Source organism: Streptomyces lasiicapitis, from assembly GCF_014646335.1.
Classification (GTDB): Bacteria; Actinomycetota; Actinomycetes; order Streptomycetales; family Streptomycetaceae; genus Streptomyces; species Streptomyces lasiicapitis.
In genome coordinates, this window is the sequence record NZ_BMNG01000014.1 from 1 (window position 1) to 14,938 (window position 14,938).

Genomic DNA, 14,938 nt, shown 5'->3' on the forward strand with positions numbered 1-14,938 from the left:
AGCAGCAGATCGAGGGCGAGCAGCACACAGATGCCCGCGTCGATGCCTATGGGGAAGACGATCGAGAAGGTGCCGAAGCCCTTCTTCTCCGCCAGTTCCCGCACGGCCGCGTACGACCCCGCGAAGCCGATCCCGGCGATGACCAGAGCCCCGGCGACGACCACCCCGATGAGTACCCGGTGTGTGCGTGTCAGTTGCATCGCGGCCACCCGCGAACCCCTCCCTGCTCGGTGTGTTGCGAGCGACAGCCTGGCACACGCGTACGGGAGCGCGTGGCCCGGTACGGGTACAGCCCGGCTCGGGGGCGGTGCGGCGGGGCGAGTTGAGGGGACCTTTCTCCACAAACGCCGCGGCGCGTGCGGGTGAAGTTCGGTTCCGCGGGGCTAGGCCCCGGTGCGGCGGTGCACCTGTAGGCACTATGCGGAACTTCCTGCGGGCCAGGCTTCTTAAGGTGCTGATCCCCGTCACGGCGTCCCTTGTGACGGCTGCCGGAATGCCTCCCGCGCAGGCCGCGTACGTATCCCACGTACCGCACACGGGCGTCCGTGACAGCTGCGCGCGGGCCGGCGGCCCCTATCAGCGCCAGGTCGAAGGGCTGTTGCGACTGCGTGTCGACGGGGTGCAGTCGGCCGCCGACTGCCTCGCGATCCAGCGGTACCAGAAGAGCCAGGTCATCGTCCCCGCCGACGGCTTCGCCGGGCCGATCACCTACACGGCCCTGTACCGGGAGTGGGCGCTGAACCACCCCGGACAACTGCACGGCTGCCCCCCGAAGCGGGGCCGGGTCGCGTGCGTCGACCTGGGCCACCAGATCATGTGGGTCCGCTCGGCGGGGAAGGTGGTCTTCCCGCCCGTCGCCATCCGCTCCGGCCGGGCCGCGTACGCCACCCGCACGGGCTGGTTCCGCGTCGGACGGCGCATCCTCGACGAGTGGTCCACGCGGTATCGGGCGCCGATGCCGTTCAGCCAGTACTTCAGCGGCGGCCAGGCCATCCATGGCGTCTACAGCAACCTCTATGCGGGCCCCGGCTCCCACGGCTGCGTCAACCTTCGCTACGACGACGCCCGACGCCTCTGGAAGGCCATCAAGCGGGGCACCCCGGTCCACGTGTGGGGGCGCAAGCCCGGCACCTGACGCCCGCTCCGGACGCCGCTTCCGATGGCGGCCTCTCGGGGGCTGATGCATCGTGACAAACACTCACAGAACGCACCTGCTGAAGGAACAGATCAATGAACGCTCGTGCTCGTAGGGCAGCTCGCGTGGTGGTGGCCTCGGCCGTGGTGATGGGTGTCGGCGTACTGGCGGCTCCGACCGCCTCGGCCGTCGCACCTCCCGGCGGTGACGACGACTGCAAGCGCAAGGGGCAGCACATCATTTGCCGCGGCCCGCAGGGGCCCGCCGGTCCGCAGGGCCCTGCGGGGCCGAAGGGCCCTAAGGGTCCCAAGGGGGACATGGGGAAGAAGGGCGAGAAGGGGGACAAGGGCGAGAAGGGCGACAAGGGTGATCAGGGTCCCGCGGGGCCGTCCGGAGTGACGAAAGCGCCCTTCCACGTATACAGCGCCATCACTCGCGTCGATCCCGGCAACTTCTCGTCCGCCATCGCCAGGTGTCCGGCCGGAACAGGCGTCACCGGCGGCGGCTTCCAATACAGGACCGAGTACAGCGGTCTTTCCGTGGTGACGTCCCACAGGGTCGGACAGGACTGGATCGTCACGATGAACAACACGGGAACCGAGGAACGCAATTTCCAGGCCCAGGTGATCTGCCTGCCGATCGGCTGAGCGGGCGGGAACGGCGGGAGCCCGGCCGCGTGGGCGACCGGGCTCCGGCAACTCATGTGCGTACGCAGCCGATTCGGGCTGCTCGCGAGTGACTAGCTCTTGGGCTTGGCGTCGGACTTCGGCTTGGCGCCGGAGCCCTCGTTGGACTCGTCGCCCTTGCCGCCCTTGTCGGCGGAGCCCTTGTCCGAGCCGCCCGACGGCTTGCCCGCACCCGAAGTGCCCGAGCCGCCCGCCTTGTTGGCGGCGGCGACCGCCGCGACGGCCTCCTTGCCGGCCTTCTGCGTGTCCTTGGCCAGGTCCGCCGCTTCCGGCGACTTGTCGCCCGCGAGACCCGCGCCGTTGTAGTCGACCGTGACGACGGCGTTCTCCACGCGGGCCACCAGCGTCTGCTGCTTGAAGGTGTCCTTGTCCTTCTTCACGTCATAGCTGACCAGCGTCGCCTGGTCGCCCACGCCCTGCACCGGCGTGGTCTTCACGCCCTTGGCGCCCTTGGCCGCCTGGGCGTCGGTGACCTGCTTGGTGAAGTTCGTCTGGGCGCGCTTGGCGCCGCTGCCGAGCGACTGGTCGGACTCGAAGCGGTTCAGCGAAACGCGCAGCCAGCGGAACTGCGAACCGTCGACGCCGTTGTTGTCGAGGCTGTCCCAGGTGCAGTTGCCACGCGTCGACACATCGTCCGACGTGCCCGTCTTGCCGGTCTTGTCCTTGGCGGCCGGGACCAGGTCGCCGAGCGTCTTCTTGGAGAGCGTGGCGCAGGGCTCCGGGAGCTTGGCGAAGGCCGCCTTCTCCACGGTCGCGGCCTTGTCGCCGGAACCGCCGGTGCCGCCGCCGGACGCGGACGCCGAGGGCTTGTCGCCGGAGTCCTTCTTGTCCCCGTCCGAACCGGAGTCGCTGCTGCAGGCGGAGGCGAAGAGGATCACCGGTACGGCGGCCGCGCCCACAAGAACGCGGGTGAGTCGCTGTCGCTGTCGCTGTGCGGGTCGGTGCATGGTTCCTTCACTCGTGTTCGCTCGTTGGCGGCCGTGCCGTTCGATGGGTCCGTTGGGTCACGGTACGCGGTGTGCGACGCGGGTGGCCCGGCTTCCCGGCAGCCCGTACGCGCTCCGGGCGGACGTCAGTCGTCGAACCTGTCGGCGAGGTTTTCGGCCAGTTCGCGCGCGTTGTCCTGCATTTCCTTGGAGTCGGGGACCTCCGTGCGGCGGGCCGGCTGCTCGTCGTACTCGACCGTCACGATCACGTTCGACGTGCGGAACACCACAGTCACGGTGCGCTGGCGGGTGGACGAGGCGGCGGTGGTGAGCACGTCGTCGAGGAAGGCCACGTCACCGAGGTCGTCCAGGGTGCGCGGCTCGTAGCCGGGGGGAGTGGCCTCGCCGGTCGCGCCCGAGCCGTCGCCGTCGCCGTCGCCCTCGCCGGAGGGGGAGACGCCGGGCTCGTCGTCGCCCTCGGGGGCGGGGGCGCCGTCGCCCTTCTTGGCGCCCTTCTTGAGGTCCTTCTTGACGTTCTTGGCGCTGACGGCGGAGGCGCGCTGGGCCTGGCGGGAGCTGTTGTCGCCGCCGGCGTCGTCAGAACCGTCAGAACTGCCGGATTCACCGGGACTCCCCGACTTGCCCGGCTTGCCGGACTCGTCCGAGTCATCCGGCTCATCCGGCCCCTCCGAGTCATCCGAATCATCCGGCTCGCCCGACGCGGACGGCTCCGGAACCCCCGCGTCGCGGAGCTTCGTCCGATAGATCTGCTGCGCCCGGTCCTCGTCGCTGACGGTCCCGTCGTACGACACCACGCGCTCGAAGTCGACGAGGAGGTGGTGGGTGGCGTCCGGCGCCTCGACCTTCCAGCGGCAGCCCACGCGCCGGTCGGTGTCGTACGTGGCCGTCGCGGAGCCCTCGTACGCCTTCTCGCGCTGCTCGGTGTTCTCGATGTCCGCGAGGCCGGGGAGCATCGAGTCGAGCGTCGAGCTGTCGACGGAGCCGCAGGGCTCGGGCAGGGTGTGGTACTTGCCGGGCTCGGCGGCCGCTGTGGAACTGCCCGAGTCGCCGGACTTGCCGTCGTCGTCGTTCGCGGTCCCCGAGCTGCCGGTGCAGCCGGCGAGCAGCGCCACGAGGAGCGCGGCGACGCCCGGTACGTAGACCCTCCGCTGCACCGTGCTGGCTCCTCTCGACGTGGACGGTTCCGGTCGGTCGGCCGTCGGGCCGGTCCGCCGGGCCTGTCCGGCCTGGTTATTCGGTTGCCGCCGGCGGACGGCCGGTGGACACAATGTGTATCGCACGCGCCGCTGTGGATGCCGGTCCGTTATCCCATACGTCGACCTTGGCACCAGTAATTGCGCTTCAAGTCTTTTGTTGTCGTACGGGGGAATGAGGAAGCTATGTCGTACGTGGAGATGCCGGGTGCGAACGTACCCATCCGGATGTGGGCGGACCCGAAGACGGTCGAGGGCGCGGCGATGCAGCAGCTGCGGAACGTCGCCACACTCCCCTGGATCAAGGGCCTCGCCGTCATGCCGGACGTCCACTACGGCAAGGGCGCGACGGTCGGCTCCGTCATCGCGATGCAGGGCGCGGTGTGCCCGGCGGCGGTCGGCGTCGACATCGGCTGCGGGATGTCGGCGGTCAAGACGTCGTTGACGGCCGCCGACCTGCCCGACGACCTTTCGCGCCTGCGGTCGAAGATCGAGCAGGCGATTCCGGTGGGGCGGGGGATGCATGAGGATCCCGTTGAGCCGGGGCGGTTTCATGGGGTGCCGACGGGAGGCTGGGACGACTTCTGGGGGCGGTTCGACGGCGTGGCGGATTCGGTCAAATTCCGTCAGGAACGAGCCGTAAAGCAGATGGGATCGCTCGGAAGTGGCAACCACTTCATCGAGTTCTGTCTCGACGAGTCGGGCTCGGTCTGGCTGATGCTGCACTCCGGCTCCCGGAACATCGGCAAGGAACTCGCCGACCACCACATCGGCGTGGCCCGCGAACTGCCGCACAACCAGGGCCTGGTGGACCGTGACCTCGCTGTGTTCATCGCGGACACCCCGCAGATGGCGGCGTACCGGAACGATCTGTTCTGGGCGCAGGAGTACGCGAAGTACAACCGCGCGCTGATGATGGCGCTCTTCAAGGACGTGATCCGCAAGGAGTTCAAGAAGGCCGCGCCGAGCTTCGAGCAGGAGATCTCCTGCCACCACAACTACGTGGCGGAGGAGCGGTACGACGGCATGGACCTGCTGGTCACCCGTAAGGGAGCGATCCGCGCGGGCTCCGGGGACTACGGCATCATCCCGGGCTCCATGGGCACCGGCTCGTACATCGTGAAGGGTCTCGGCAACGAGGCGTCCTTCAACTCCGCCTCGCACGGCGCGGGCCGCAAGATGAGCCGCAACGCGGCGAAGAAGCGGTTCTCCACCCAGGACTTGGAGGAGCAGACGCGGGGCGTGGAGTGCCGCAAGGACTCCGGTGTCGTGGACGAGATCCCCGGGGCGTACAAGTCCATCGACAAGGTCATCGAGCAGCAGACGGACCTGGTCCAGGTGGTGGCGAAGATCAAGCAGGTGGTGTGCGTGAAGGGCTGACTACTTCCCGTGCGTCACCGCGTAGATCATCACGAACGCCACGATGTGGATGCCGAAGAGGAAGTACGCGAGGTACCACCACACCAGGCGTTCGTTCTTCTTTTCCTGGGCCAGGCGGCGGGACTCCTGTTCGTAGCGGAGTCGGTCCAGGGGGTCGGGGGAGTCGGGCGAGCCGCCGGGGGTGCCGGGGTCGTCGGCGGCGTACGTCATCACTGCTCCCGGTGGACCTTCGTGTTGGAGGCCTGGGCGCGGGGGCGGACCACGAGGAGGTCGATGTTGACGTGGGGCGGGCGGGTCACCGCCCAGGTGATCGTGTCCGCGACGTCGTCCGCCGTCAGGGGCTCGGCCACGCCCGCGTAGACCTTGGCGGCCTTCTCCTCGTCGCCGCCGAAGCGGTTCAGTGCGAAGCCCTCGGTCTTGACCATGCCGGGGGCGACCTCGATCACGCGGACCGGGGTGCCGACGATCTCCAGGCGCAGGGTCTCGGCGAGGACGTGTTCGGCGTGCTTGGCGGCGACATAGCCCGCGCCGCCCTCGTACGTGCCGTGGCCCGCCGTGGAGGAGACGACGACCACCGTGCCGTCGCCGCTCGCGGTGAGGGCGGGGAGCAGGGCCTGGGTGATGTTCAGGGTGCCGATGACGTTCGTCTCGTACATCTGGCGCCAGTCCTCGGGCGAGCCCGTCGCCACGGGGTCGGCGCCGAGCGCCCCGCCCGCGTTGTTCACCAGGACCGCGATCTCGCGGAACGCGGTCGCGAAGGTGTCGACCGCCGCGCGGTCGGTGACGTCGAGCGGGTACGCCGTCGCGTCGTGCCCCGCCGCCGTCAGCTCGGCGGCCAGCGCCTCGATGCGGTCCTTGCGGCGGGCGGTGAGGACGACGCGGTGGCCCGCTGCCGCCAGTCCCCGCGCGGTCGCCGCGCCGATGCCGCCGCTGGCACCGGTGACGATCGCGATACCGGGCTTGCGGGGCGTCGCTTCTGCGGCGGACATGCGGGCTCCCTCGGAGTCGTGCGTACGCCGTTCCGTCAACGCGCGTACGTTGTTCGGTCAGCATAGGCGCGAGGTCCGTGGCGGTGGTGGGCGGACGGCTCGGCGCCGGGGCCCGCCCCCGGTGCCCGGTCCCGCGGCCGCCTCAGTCGCCGCGCGGCGCGTACATGATCACGGCCATGCCCGCCAGGCAGATCAGCGCCCCGGCCACGTCCCAGCGGTCGGGGCGGTAGCCGTCCGCGACCGCGCCCCAGGCGATCGAGCCCGCCACGAAGATCCCGCCGTACGCGGCCAGGATGCGGCCGAACTCGGCGTCGGGCTGCAGCGTCGCGACGAAGCCGTACGCCCCCAGGGCGATGACCCCCGCGCCGATCCACACCCAGCCCCGGTGCTCCCGCACTCCCTGCCAGACCAGCCAGGCGCCGCCGATCTCGAAGAGGGCGGCGACGAGGAAAAGGGCTGCGGAGCGGGCGATGAGCATGGTCAACAGGGTGGCATGTGGGGGTTTGGGGGGTCCGGAGGGGCGGTGGGTGGCATGGATCCCCGTGGCCGGTCTCGCTCGTGTTCGTCGTGGAGGTTGTCGTGCGGGTGCTCTGTGTGGGGGCCGTCGTCGTGGGCGCGGTGTTGTGGGGGAGCGGGGGCGCGGTGGCCGGCGGCGGTGGGCCGGTTCCGGAGGCGGATGTCGCGTACCACGGGCAGGTGGCCATGACCCGGGGGCTCGCGGCGGTCTCGCTGACGCCGGAGAACCACGGCCCCGACGACGTGCCGGGCGCCACGGTCCGGCTCTCGTGGTCCGTGCCGCTGGAGGACGCGATGCGGCTGCCGGACTCCTGCGTGCGGGCGGGCGAGCGCGGAGTGCTGTGCCGCACGGGCGCGCTGCCCGCGGCGGGCCGGGGCGGGCGGCTCGACCTCGCGGTCCGGCTGCGCGGGGAGCCGCGCGAGGTGACGGTGACGGTGGGCACCGTCTGGAACGGTGGCGCGGTCGACCGCAACCCGCGGAACAACGAGCACACGGTGCTGGTCCTGGACACCGGGGACTCGTACTTCTTCTGAGGTGCCCCACTTCTGAGGTGCCCCACGCCCACGCCTGCGCCTGCGCCTACGCCTGCTGCTCCAGGTCGAGGCGCCAGTCGTTGCACCGCATCCAGTGCCCCTTCGGATACTCCATGTCCTCCTCGCCGAGGAGCGTGAAGCCCGCCTTGCGGCACACGCCGTTGGAGGGCGCGTTGTCCGCGGCGGGGTACGCGTGCAGATGGCGGTGGCGGCCCGTGCGGCGCGCCTCGGCCACCGCCAGGCGGACCGCCGCGGCGGCGATGCCGCGGCCCTGGCACTCCGGCAGGACGCCCCAGCCGGCCTCCCAGACGTCCTCGCCCTGGTGCGTGGTCTCCCAGAAGCCGACGATGCCCGCGGTCTCGCCCTCGGGGTGCGTCACGATCCGGAACATCCCGCCCTGGCGGTCGTCGAGGCCCAGATAGCGCTGGTGGCGGTCGAGCAGCTTCTCGTGGGTCTCGGGGCCGCCCAAGTGGGCCGTCATCTCCGGTGCGTTGTGCCGCACGAGCAGGTCGAAGTCGCCCTCGGACCAGGGCACGAGCCGTACGTGCGACGACGTCTGTGTGCTCGCAGCGCTCTCTGTGCTTCCCGTTGCTCTCTCCATGTCCTCACGGTAGGCGGAGGGTCTGACAATCCCCGGTGCCGAACGCGCGCACCGCGCCCGCCGCGCCTCAGCCCGGCGCGTACGCCGTCGGCGGCACCCCCACCGTCGCCGTGAAGTCCCGTACGAGATGGGCCTGGTCGGCGTATCCGAGTCCGGCCGCGAGGTCCGCCCAGTCCACGGCCGCCGCCGACTCCGCGTGTTCCAGGGCCTCGTGGATGCGGTAGCGCAGGATGACCCATTTCGGGCCGACACCGACGTACGCCGAGAACAGCCGTTGCATGGCCCGCACCGACAGGCCCGCCTCGCGCGCGAAGTCGCCGACCCGCAGGGCCGTCCGGTCGGCGCGGATGCGGTCGACCAGGTCCATGGCGAGCTCGGCACGCGGGTCGGGCGCCGGGCCGTGGCGCAGCAGGAAGGCGTCGAGGGCGGCCACGCGCGTGTGCTCGTCGTCGGGGCCCAGAACGGCGCCCGCGGTGTCCGCCGGGTCCGGTCGTACGTCTTCGAAGACGTCCTCCAGGGGCAGCTCCCGCCCGGTCAGCTCCGTGACCGCGAGGCCCGGTGCGAAGGCGCGGAAGCCGCCCGGCCTGAACTGCACGCCGCACACCCGCCCCCGCCCGGCCAGCTCCTTGCTGAAGAGCCCGAGGCCGATGCCCGCCACCACTCCGAACGGCCGCTGCCCCGGCAGGTCCTGGAAGACGACGTTCACGGACGGGTGCGGCACGACGTGGGACACGTACGGCTCGGTGAGGTCCCAGTCGATCAGCCAGTAGTGCTCCAGGTGGCGGCGGAGCGGCTCGGCGGGCGCGTGGCGCCGGAAACGTACGCGCGTCATCAGGCCGGAGGCGTCGACGATGCCCCGGGTGTCGCGGCGGGGAGCGGCAGGCATGGCGCGAGCGTAGGACGCGGGTCTGACATGTCCCGCTCGCCACACTCCTGCGCCGAGCCCCGAGGCTGTCGCGTTTGTTCAAGACGGGGCGCGCCCCCGCTGCCTACCGTCGTCCCATGAACACCACCCACAAGACCGGCGATCTGCTCGGCATCGCCGCGGCCCACGCACTCCCGGTGGTCCACAGCCTCCCCGACGACCGCCTCGACGCCCGCACGCCCTGCGCCGAGTACGACGTACGGGCCCTGATGAACCACGTCTTCCACGTCGTCGTGCAGTTCCAGGAGCTGGCGGCCAAGCGGAACGCCGACTTCGGCGGCGACACGCCCGACTATCTGGCCCAGGGCGCCGACTGGCGCGAGCGGTTCGCGGCGGAGACGGAGAAGCTGGTCGCCGCCTGGTCCGAACCCGGCGCCGACGAGGGCCTCACCGGCGCGATGAACATGCCCGCGCGGACGGTCGGGGCGATGGTGCTGCTCGATCTGACGGTGCACGCGTGGGATCTGGCGCGGGCGACGGGCCAGGATTATGGGACGCCCTCTGGGCAGGAGGGCGCGGGCGACGTCGTCGGCGTACTGCGCGAAGCCGTCGCCGGACTGGGCCCCACCGCCCGCTCCATGGGCGTCCTCGCGGAGCCGGTGTCGGTGGCCGACGACGCGACGGAGTTCGAGCGGCTGCTCGCGGAGACCGGCCGGGACCCGTACTGGAGCTGAGTCCCCGGAGCCACCGGAGCCCCGGAGCCACCACAGACGAGGCCGACCTCAGCGGACGCACCGCTCACTGCCCCCGCAAAGCCTCCACAGCCATCCGCGCCGCCGTCCCGATCACCGCGTCCGCCGAAGGCAGCGTGGCCGCGGTGCGGGCGGCGCGGGTGAAGACGGCGACGGCGTAGCGCCCGCCGTCGGGGTACTCGACGACGCCGACCTCGTTGCGCACGGTCGGCAGGCTGCCGGTCTTGCCCGCGACGTGTACGTCGTCGAAGGGGAACCCGGCGGCGAGGCGGTGGGGCCAGACCTGGAGGCCGAGGACGCGGCGCATGGCCGCGCCGTGTTCGGGGGTGCAGGCCTCGTCCCGCCACAGGGCGCCGAGCAGGCGGGTCATGTCGCGCGGGGTGCTGTGGTTGGTGCGGGCGGGGTCCAGGGCGCGCAGGCGGGCGATGACGTAGGGGTCGGTGAGGGCCTGCGCCCCGGCGGGGCCCGCGTCCTCGCGCATGGACGCGAACATCTCGCGGAAGGTGTGCACGGCCCGGGTGCGGGTGAGGCCGAGGCGGGCGGTGGTGGCGTTGACGGCGTCCAGGCCGACGCGTTCCAGGAGGAGTTCGGCGGCGGTGTTGTCGCTGACGGCCATCATCAGGTAGGCGGCGTCGCGCAGGGAGAGGCGGACCGGGTCGAGCATGGCGGCGAGCCCGGTGGGGCCCGAAGTGCGGCCGTCCACGGGGCATTCGACCTGCTCGGTGAGGTCGAGGAGGCCCGCGGCGGCCTGTTCGTGGAGCGTGACGAGTACGCACAGCTTGTGGACGCTCGCGGTGACGACGGGCTGGTCGGCGCCCGCGCCGAGCTCCGCGCCGGAGTCGATGTCGAGGGCGTGGAGGCGGCCCGTGACGCCGGCTTCGGCGAACGCCTCCTGGAGGCGGGTGACGGTGTTGCTCGCGGCTTTGGTCACAGCCAGTACTCCGCGGTCGGGCGCAGGTGGAGCGGGCGCGGGGGCGTATCGGAGGTCACGGCGGCGGTGCTGCGCAGGGCGTCGGTGACGGCCTGCGCGAACGATGCCACGGCGGCGTCGCCGCGCCCCTTCGGCCAGGCCACGGAGTGCCGCCAGGCCAGCGGGGCGCCCGCGAGGGGCCGCCAGACGATGTCGGGATCCGCGCCCTGCGGTGTGTGCGTGTCCTGGGGGCTGAAGGCGACGGCGTGCGAGGACAGGAGCAGGCCGCGGACGAAGCTGGCGCCCTGGCCGTGCCGGACGGCGGTCGGGGTGTAGCCGTCGCGGGCGCAGGTGGTGAGCAGGTCGTCGTGCAGGGCGGGGGCGGCGGTGCGGTGGAAGAGCACCAGGTCGTAGCCGGTGAGCGCGGTGAGCGGTACCTCGTCGAGGGTGGCGGCGGGGGCGCCGCGGGGCAGCAGCACGCCGACCTCGCGGCGCAGCACGGGCCCGAGTTCGAGTCCGGCGACGTCGCAGGGGTGGTGGATGAGGCCGACGTCGAGGTCGTGGGCGGCGAGCTGGTCGAGCTGCTGGGCGGTGGTGAGCTCGCGCAGTTCCAGTTCGACGCCCGCGTGCCGCCGCCGGAAGTCGGCGAGGAGCGCGGCGACGGTCTCGCCCGCGATGTCGGGCGGGAGCGCGGCGCGCAGCAGTCCGCTCTCGCCGTCGCGGACGCGGCGCGCGGTGGCGAGCAGTGCCTCGGAGCGGGCGAGGAGTTCGCGGGCCTCGTCGAGCAGGAGCGTGCCTGCCTTGGTGATGGTGACGTGGCGGCTGGTGCGTTCGAAGAGGCGTACGCCGAGGTGGCGTTCCAGTCGCTGAATGCGCTGGGACAGGGGTGGCTGGGCCATGCCGAGGCGCTCGGCGGCCCGGCCGAAGTGTGACTCTTCTGCAACAGCCACAAAGCACTCCAGGTGCTTCATCAGGTCCACGAGCAGCGACGATATCGCAGATTAATGAATACGTAAGTGATATCGAACTTGGACATAGAGTGCGGGACGCTGTTCTGCTCGGGGCATGACCTTGCTCTCTTCGCCACGTCGTCCTTCCCTTTTCTCGGTACGTCGTCGAAGCACCGCCCGCCTCTGCTCGGGCCTGCTGGTGGCGGGCCTCGCGCTGGCCACGGGCTGCTCCGCGGAGGACGACTCCGGCTCCCCGAAGTCGAAGGCCGCCTCCTCGGGTGCCTCCTCCTCGAAGGCCGCGCCGACCGGCACCTCCGCCGACTCCCGCGAGCACCTGCGCGTCGGCGGCACCACCCGCGCCTACCTCCTGCACAAGCCCACCGCCCCGGCCTCGGGCCCCCGCCCCCTCGTCGTCGCCTTCCACGGACGCGGCGCGGACCCGGCGGAGATGCGCGAGCTGTCCGGCCTGAACAAGGCGGCGAAGGCGCGCGGCATGCTGGTCGCCTACCCCGAGGCCCTGCGCAAGGCGTGGGGCGCGGGCACGGCGCCGAACCGGAAGCGGCCCGACCCCGAGGCCGATGTGCGGTTCGCCGAGGCGCTGGTGGCCGAGCTGGTGCGGACGCGGCAGGCGGATCCGCGGCGGGTGTACGTGGTGGGGTTCTCCAACGGCGGTTCGATGGCGCTGCGGGTGGCGGCCGAGCGGCCGCGCCTGGTGGCCGGTGCCGTGTCGGTCGCGGGTCAACTGCCCACCGGGCGGGCGGAGGTGCGGCCGACGGGTCCGGTGCCGGTGATGATCGTGTACGGCGGCAAGGATCCCGTACGTCCTGTGACGGGACTGGCGCGCCCGGGTCCGGCGCCCAAGGGCGAGGAGCCGATCACGGCGACCATGTCGGCCCGCGCCAGCGCGCAGGCCTTCGCCACGGCGGGCCGTACGAAGGATCCGGCCGAGCAGGCCCGCAAGGGCTACGACCACACGGTGTGGCGTCCCGGCGCCGGCAAGGTCCCCGTCGAACTCCTCGTCGTGCGCGACGCGGGCCACACCTGGCCCGGCACGACCGTCACCCCGCCGAAGGGCTTCGGCCCGGCCAGCAAGTCCCTGGACACGACGGGCACGGTGCTCGGCTTCCTCAAGGATCAGGCACCCCGGCCCGCAGCCAATACCGCCGACACGGCCGACACGGCCGAGGCGTCCAAGTCCCCGGAGCGCAGCGACCGATGAACAAGACCGTCCGCCGCAGCGCCGTCTTCTGCGGCCTGCTCGTGCTGGCCCTGCTGGTGCGCGCCACCTGGGTGCAGTTCGTACAGAGCAACACCCTGGCCGAGCACGACCAGAACCGGCGCGTGAAGATAGCGAGCTTCGGTCAGCCGCGCGGCGACATCATCGTCGGTGGCGAGGCGATCACGGGCTCGGTGGCGACCACGGGCTCGGACTTCAAGTACAAGCGGGTCTACAAGAGCGGGCCGATGTACGCGCCGGTCACCGGCTTCTTCTCGCAGGCCCAGGGGTCGACGTTCCTGGAGGGCGTGCACGACGACGTGCTGAGCGGCGAGGACAGCCGGCTGCTCGGCTCGCCGGTGGACGCGCTGACGGGGGAGCGGCCCAAGGGCGGCGACGTGGTCACCACCATCGACCCGAAGGCGCAGAAGGCCGCCTACAAGGGCCTCACGGACCTGGACGCGAAGGGCGCGGTGGTCGCCCTCGACCCGCGCTCCGGCAAGATCCTGGCGATGGCGAGCACGCCCTCGTACGACCCGTCGGTGTTCGCGGGGATCTCCGGCAAGGACGGCCGTGCGTTCAAGAAGCTGAACGAGCGCAAGGACAAGCCGCTCAACAACCGGGCGTTCCGCGAGGCCTATCCGCCCGGCTCGACCTTCAAGATCCTCACCGCGGCCGCCGCCCTGGAGCACGGCACGGTCGGCGACATCAACGCGCGGTCCGGCGCGCGGGCCCCCTACCGGCTGCCGCAGAGCTCCACGGAGATCGGCAACGTCGTGCCGAACGCGATGTGCGACAAGGCGTCGATGAAGACCGCGATGCAGTGGTCGTGCAACAACGTCTTCCTCGACGCCGCGCTGAGGACCGGCAAGGACAGGATGCGGGAGACGGCGGAGAAGTTCGGCTTCAACGAGGAGCAGTTCATGCCCGTACGCACCGCCGCGAGCGGCTACCCGGAGGAGCTGGACAAGCCGCAGACCGCGCTGACCGGCATGGGCCAGGGCAGTGTGACGACCACGCCGCTGCAGATGGCCATGGTCACCGCCGGGCTCGCCAACGACGGCAAGGTGATGAAGCCGTACCTGGTGGACGAGTTGCGGGGCGCCGATCTTTCGACGATCGACAAGAGCGAGCCCGAGGAGCTGGAGCAGGCCGTCTCGTCGGACACGGCGCGCACGGTGCAGCAGATGATGGAGTACACGGTGACCGACGGCACCGGCGACAAGGTGGCGATCGACGGCGTCACGGTCGGCGGCAAGCCCGGTACCGCGCAGCACGGCGCGGACGTGCGCGACGAGCGGCCGTACGCGTGGTTCGTGTCCTACGCCAAGCAGAGCGACGGTTCGTCACCGGTGGCGGTCGCCGTCCTCGTCGACCCCGAGGACATGGACATCTCCCGCTCCGAGATCGCGGGCGGCAAGCTGGGCGCGCCCATCGCGAAGGCGGTGATGGAGGCGGTCCTGAAGAAGTCCTGACGTCAGGCCCTGCCTGGTGTCCTCAAGGCCCTGCCCGGTGTGCTGCTCCGGTGCGGTGCTAGGGCCACACCAGGCAGTACGCCTGGTGCCCCGCGTCGTGCAGGCGGTGGCTGAAGTCCTGCCACTCGTGCAGGAGTTGGTAGACGTTGAAGGCGTCCCGCGGGCCGCCGCGGTCGGGGACCGTGGACCAGATGAACGCCGCCGCGCCGACCGACTCCTCGCCGATGCCGCGCAGCGGGTCGACGACCGTCATGGGGAGCTTGACGACGGCGTAGTCGGGGTGGAGGACGACGAGTTCCAGCGGGGGGACCTTGTGCAGGGGTATGCCCTCGATGCCGGTGAGGACCATCGCGGCCATCGTCTCCGGCTTGATCTTGGTGAACATGCCGCCCATGCCCAGCTCGTCGCCGCCGAGCTCCTCGGGGCGCATCGAGATCGGGACGCGGGCCGCCGTGGCGCCGTCCGGGGCGCCGAAGTATTTGTACGTCACCCCCACCCCGCCGCTCCTGTTTCCCGCACGGTCACGCTTCACCCTGTCCGGCGTCCGCTGCTCGGGGGCCGGGACCGCCTCTGCCTCTCGCCGGTGCTTTCCCCGCCGGGCACGCCGGGGACCCAGGCCGTCGGTCCCCTCGCCCAGTCCGCCACCGCGCTGCATATCTCCACCCGACTGCTTTTCTAGGGTGCCCGGACCCTGCCGCGCAACCCGATCATCGTGTCAGTGACCTCCCCCACGGTCACCCGCCGAAACGTGGGGTGAAACACCAGTCCACGGGATTTCCGCGCATACGG

General features: G+C 71.4%; 18 protein-coding genes. 7 read left to right on the forward strand and 11 right to left on the reverse strand.

All coding sequences use genetic code 11. The annotated features are described in order from the left end of the window. On the reverse strand, window positions 1-209 hold a 209-nt coding region (locus IEY91_RS28785), incomplete at its 3' end, for a DUF2637 domain-containing protein (protein WP_189176242.1). Between the two features lie 242 nt (window positions 210-451). Here IEY91_RS28785 and IEY91_RS28790 point away from each other — a divergent pair. Then, window positions 452-1,135, forward strand: coding sequence for a L,D-transpeptidase (locus IEY91_RS28790; protein WP_189176243.1), 684 nt, complete (start codon window positions 452-454; stop codon window positions 1,133-1,135). A 125-nt stretch (window positions 1,136-1,260) separates the two neighbouring features. Next, window positions 1,261-1,782 (forward strand): hypothetical protein, encoded by a 522-nt coding sequence (locus tag IEY91_RS28795; protein ID WP_229697314.1) that lies wholly within the window; start codon window positions 1,261-1,263, stop codon window positions 1,780-1,782. A 92-nt stretch (window positions 1,783-1,874) separates the two neighbouring features. On the opposite strand, the gene IEY91_RS28800 is transcribed toward IEY91_RS28795, so the two are convergent. Together IEY91_RS28800 and IEY91_RS28805 are read right to left on the reverse strand one after the other, a co-directional pair. Further along, a complete protein-coding gene (locus IEY91_RS28800) occupies window positions 1,875-2,768 on the reverse strand; it encodes a DUF3558 domain-containing protein (RefSeq protein ID WP_229697289.1) in 894 nt (297 codons plus the stop codon). 125 nt (window positions 2,769-2,893) lie between these two features. Beyond that, on the reverse strand, window positions 2,894-3,922 hold the full coding sequence (locus IEY91_RS28805; protein ID WP_189176245.1) for a DUF3558 domain-containing protein: 1,029 nt from the start codon (window positions 3,920-3,922) through the stop codon (window positions 2,894-2,896). A 225-nt stretch (window positions 3,923-4,147) separates the two neighbouring features. Between IEY91_RS28805 and IEY91_RS28810 the strand changes: the two genes are divergently transcribed. Next, window positions 4,148-5,341: an RtcB family protein gene (locus IEY91_RS28810; protein ID WP_189176246.1), complete on the forward strand. Its 1,194-nt coding sequence runs from the start codon at window positions 4,148-4,150 to the stop codon at window positions 5,339-5,341. Here IEY91_RS28810 and IEY91_RS28815 read toward each other — a convergent pair whose 3' ends face one another. The 3 genes from IEY91_RS28815 to IEY91_RS28825 all read right to left on the reverse strand — a co-directional run bounded on the left by IEY91_RS28815 (window position 5,342) and on the right by IEY91_RS28825 (window position 6,808). Next, complete coding sequence (locus IEY91_RS28815) at window positions 5,342-5,551, reverse strand: hypothetical protein (protein ID WP_189176247.1); 210 nt, start codon at window positions 5,549-5,551, stop codon at window positions 5,342-5,344. After that, window positions 5,551-6,330: an SDR family NAD(P)-dependent oxidoreductase gene (locus IEY91_RS28820; protein ID WP_164322071.1), complete on the reverse strand. Its 780-nt coding sequence runs from the start codon at window positions 6,328-6,330 to the stop codon at window positions 5,551-5,553. The genes IEY91_RS28815 and IEY91_RS28820 overlap by 1 nt, the downstream gene beginning before the upstream one ends. Before the next feature lie 142 nt (window positions 6,331-6,472). After that, on the reverse strand, window positions 6,473-6,808 hold the full coding sequence (locus tag IEY91_RS28825) for a YnfA family protein (protein WP_189176248.1): 336 nt from the start codon (window positions 6,806-6,808) through the stop codon (window positions 6,473-6,475). Between the two features lie 80 nt (window positions 6,809-6,888). Here IEY91_RS28825 and IEY91_RS28830 point away from each other — a divergent pair, with 80 nt between their 5' ends. Next, window positions 6,889-7,380 carry a hypothetical protein gene (locus IEY91_RS28830; RefSeq protein WP_229697290.1) on the forward strand — a complete coding sequence of 164 codons (492 nt, stop codon included), beginning with the start codon at window positions 6,889-6,891 and terminating at the stop codon, window positions 7,378-7,380. A gap of 46 nt (window positions 7,381-7,426) precedes the next feature. On the opposite strand, the gene IEY91_RS28835 is transcribed toward IEY91_RS28830, so the two are convergent. Together IEY91_RS28835 and IEY91_RS28840 are read right to left on the reverse strand one after the other, a co-directional pair. Then, complete coding sequence (locus IEY91_RS28835) at window positions 7,427-7,981, reverse strand: GNAT family N-acetyltransferase (RefSeq protein WP_189176249.1); 555 nt, start codon at window positions 7,979-7,981, stop codon at window positions 7,427-7,429. 67 nt (window positions 7,982-8,048) lie between these two features. After that, window positions 8,049-8,867 carry a helix-turn-helix domain-containing protein gene (locus IEY91_RS28840; protein WP_189176250.1) on the reverse strand — a complete coding sequence of 273 codons (819 nt, stop codon included), beginning with the start codon at window positions 8,865-8,867 and terminating at the stop codon, window positions 8,049-8,051. A 116-nt stretch (window positions 8,868-8,983) separates the two neighbouring features. Between IEY91_RS28840 and IEY91_RS28845 the strand changes: the two genes are divergently transcribed. Further along, window positions 8,984-9,580, forward strand: a complete 597-nt coding sequence (locus tag IEY91_RS28845; protein WP_189176251.1) for a TIGR03086 family metal-binding protein — start codon at window positions 8,984-8,986, stop codon at window positions 9,578-9,580. 64 nt (window positions 9,581-9,644) lie between these two features. Here the strand turns inward: IEY91_RS28845 and IEY91_RS28850 are convergent, their stop codons facing one another. Together IEY91_RS28850 and IEY91_RS28855 are read right to left on the reverse strand one after the other, a co-directional pair. Then, window positions 9,645-10,529, reverse strand: coding sequence for a serine hydrolase (locus tag IEY91_RS28850; protein WP_189176252.1), 885 nt, complete (start codon window positions 10,527-10,529; stop codon window positions 9,645-9,647). Next, window positions 10,526-11,488 (reverse strand): LysR family transcriptional regulator, encoded by a 963-nt coding sequence (locus IEY91_RS28855; RefSeq protein ID WP_229697291.1) that lies wholly within the window; start codon window positions 11,486-11,488, stop codon window positions 10,526-10,528. The genes IEY91_RS28850 and IEY91_RS28855 overlap by 4 nt, the downstream gene beginning before the upstream one ends. An 85-nt stretch (window positions 11,489-11,573) precedes the next feature. On the opposite strand from IEY91_RS28855, the gene IEY91_RS28860 reads away from it, so the two are divergent. Further along, on the forward strand, window positions 11,574-12,677 hold the full coding sequence (locus IEY91_RS28860) for a CE1 family esterase (RefSeq protein ID WP_189176253.1): 1,104 nt from the start codon (window positions 11,574-11,576) through the stop codon (window positions 12,675-12,677). Further along, window positions 12,674-14,149 (forward strand): peptidoglycan D,D-transpeptidase FtsI family protein, encoded by a 1,476-nt coding sequence (locus tag IEY91_RS28865; RefSeq protein WP_189176254.1) that lies wholly within the window; start codon window positions 12,674-12,676, stop codon window positions 14,147-14,149. Before IEY91_RS28860 ends, IEY91_RS28865 begins: the two co-directional genes overlap by 4 nt. A 58-nt stretch (window positions 14,150-14,207) precedes the next feature. On the opposite strand, the gene IEY91_RS28870 is transcribed toward IEY91_RS28865, so the two are convergent. After that, window positions 14,208-14,645 (reverse strand): hypothetical protein, encoded by a 438-nt coding sequence (locus IEY91_RS28870; RefSeq protein ID WP_016640275.1) that lies wholly within the window; start codon window positions 14,643-14,645, stop codon window positions 14,208-14,210. Between the last annotated feature and the right edge of the window lie 293 nt (window positions 14,646-14,938).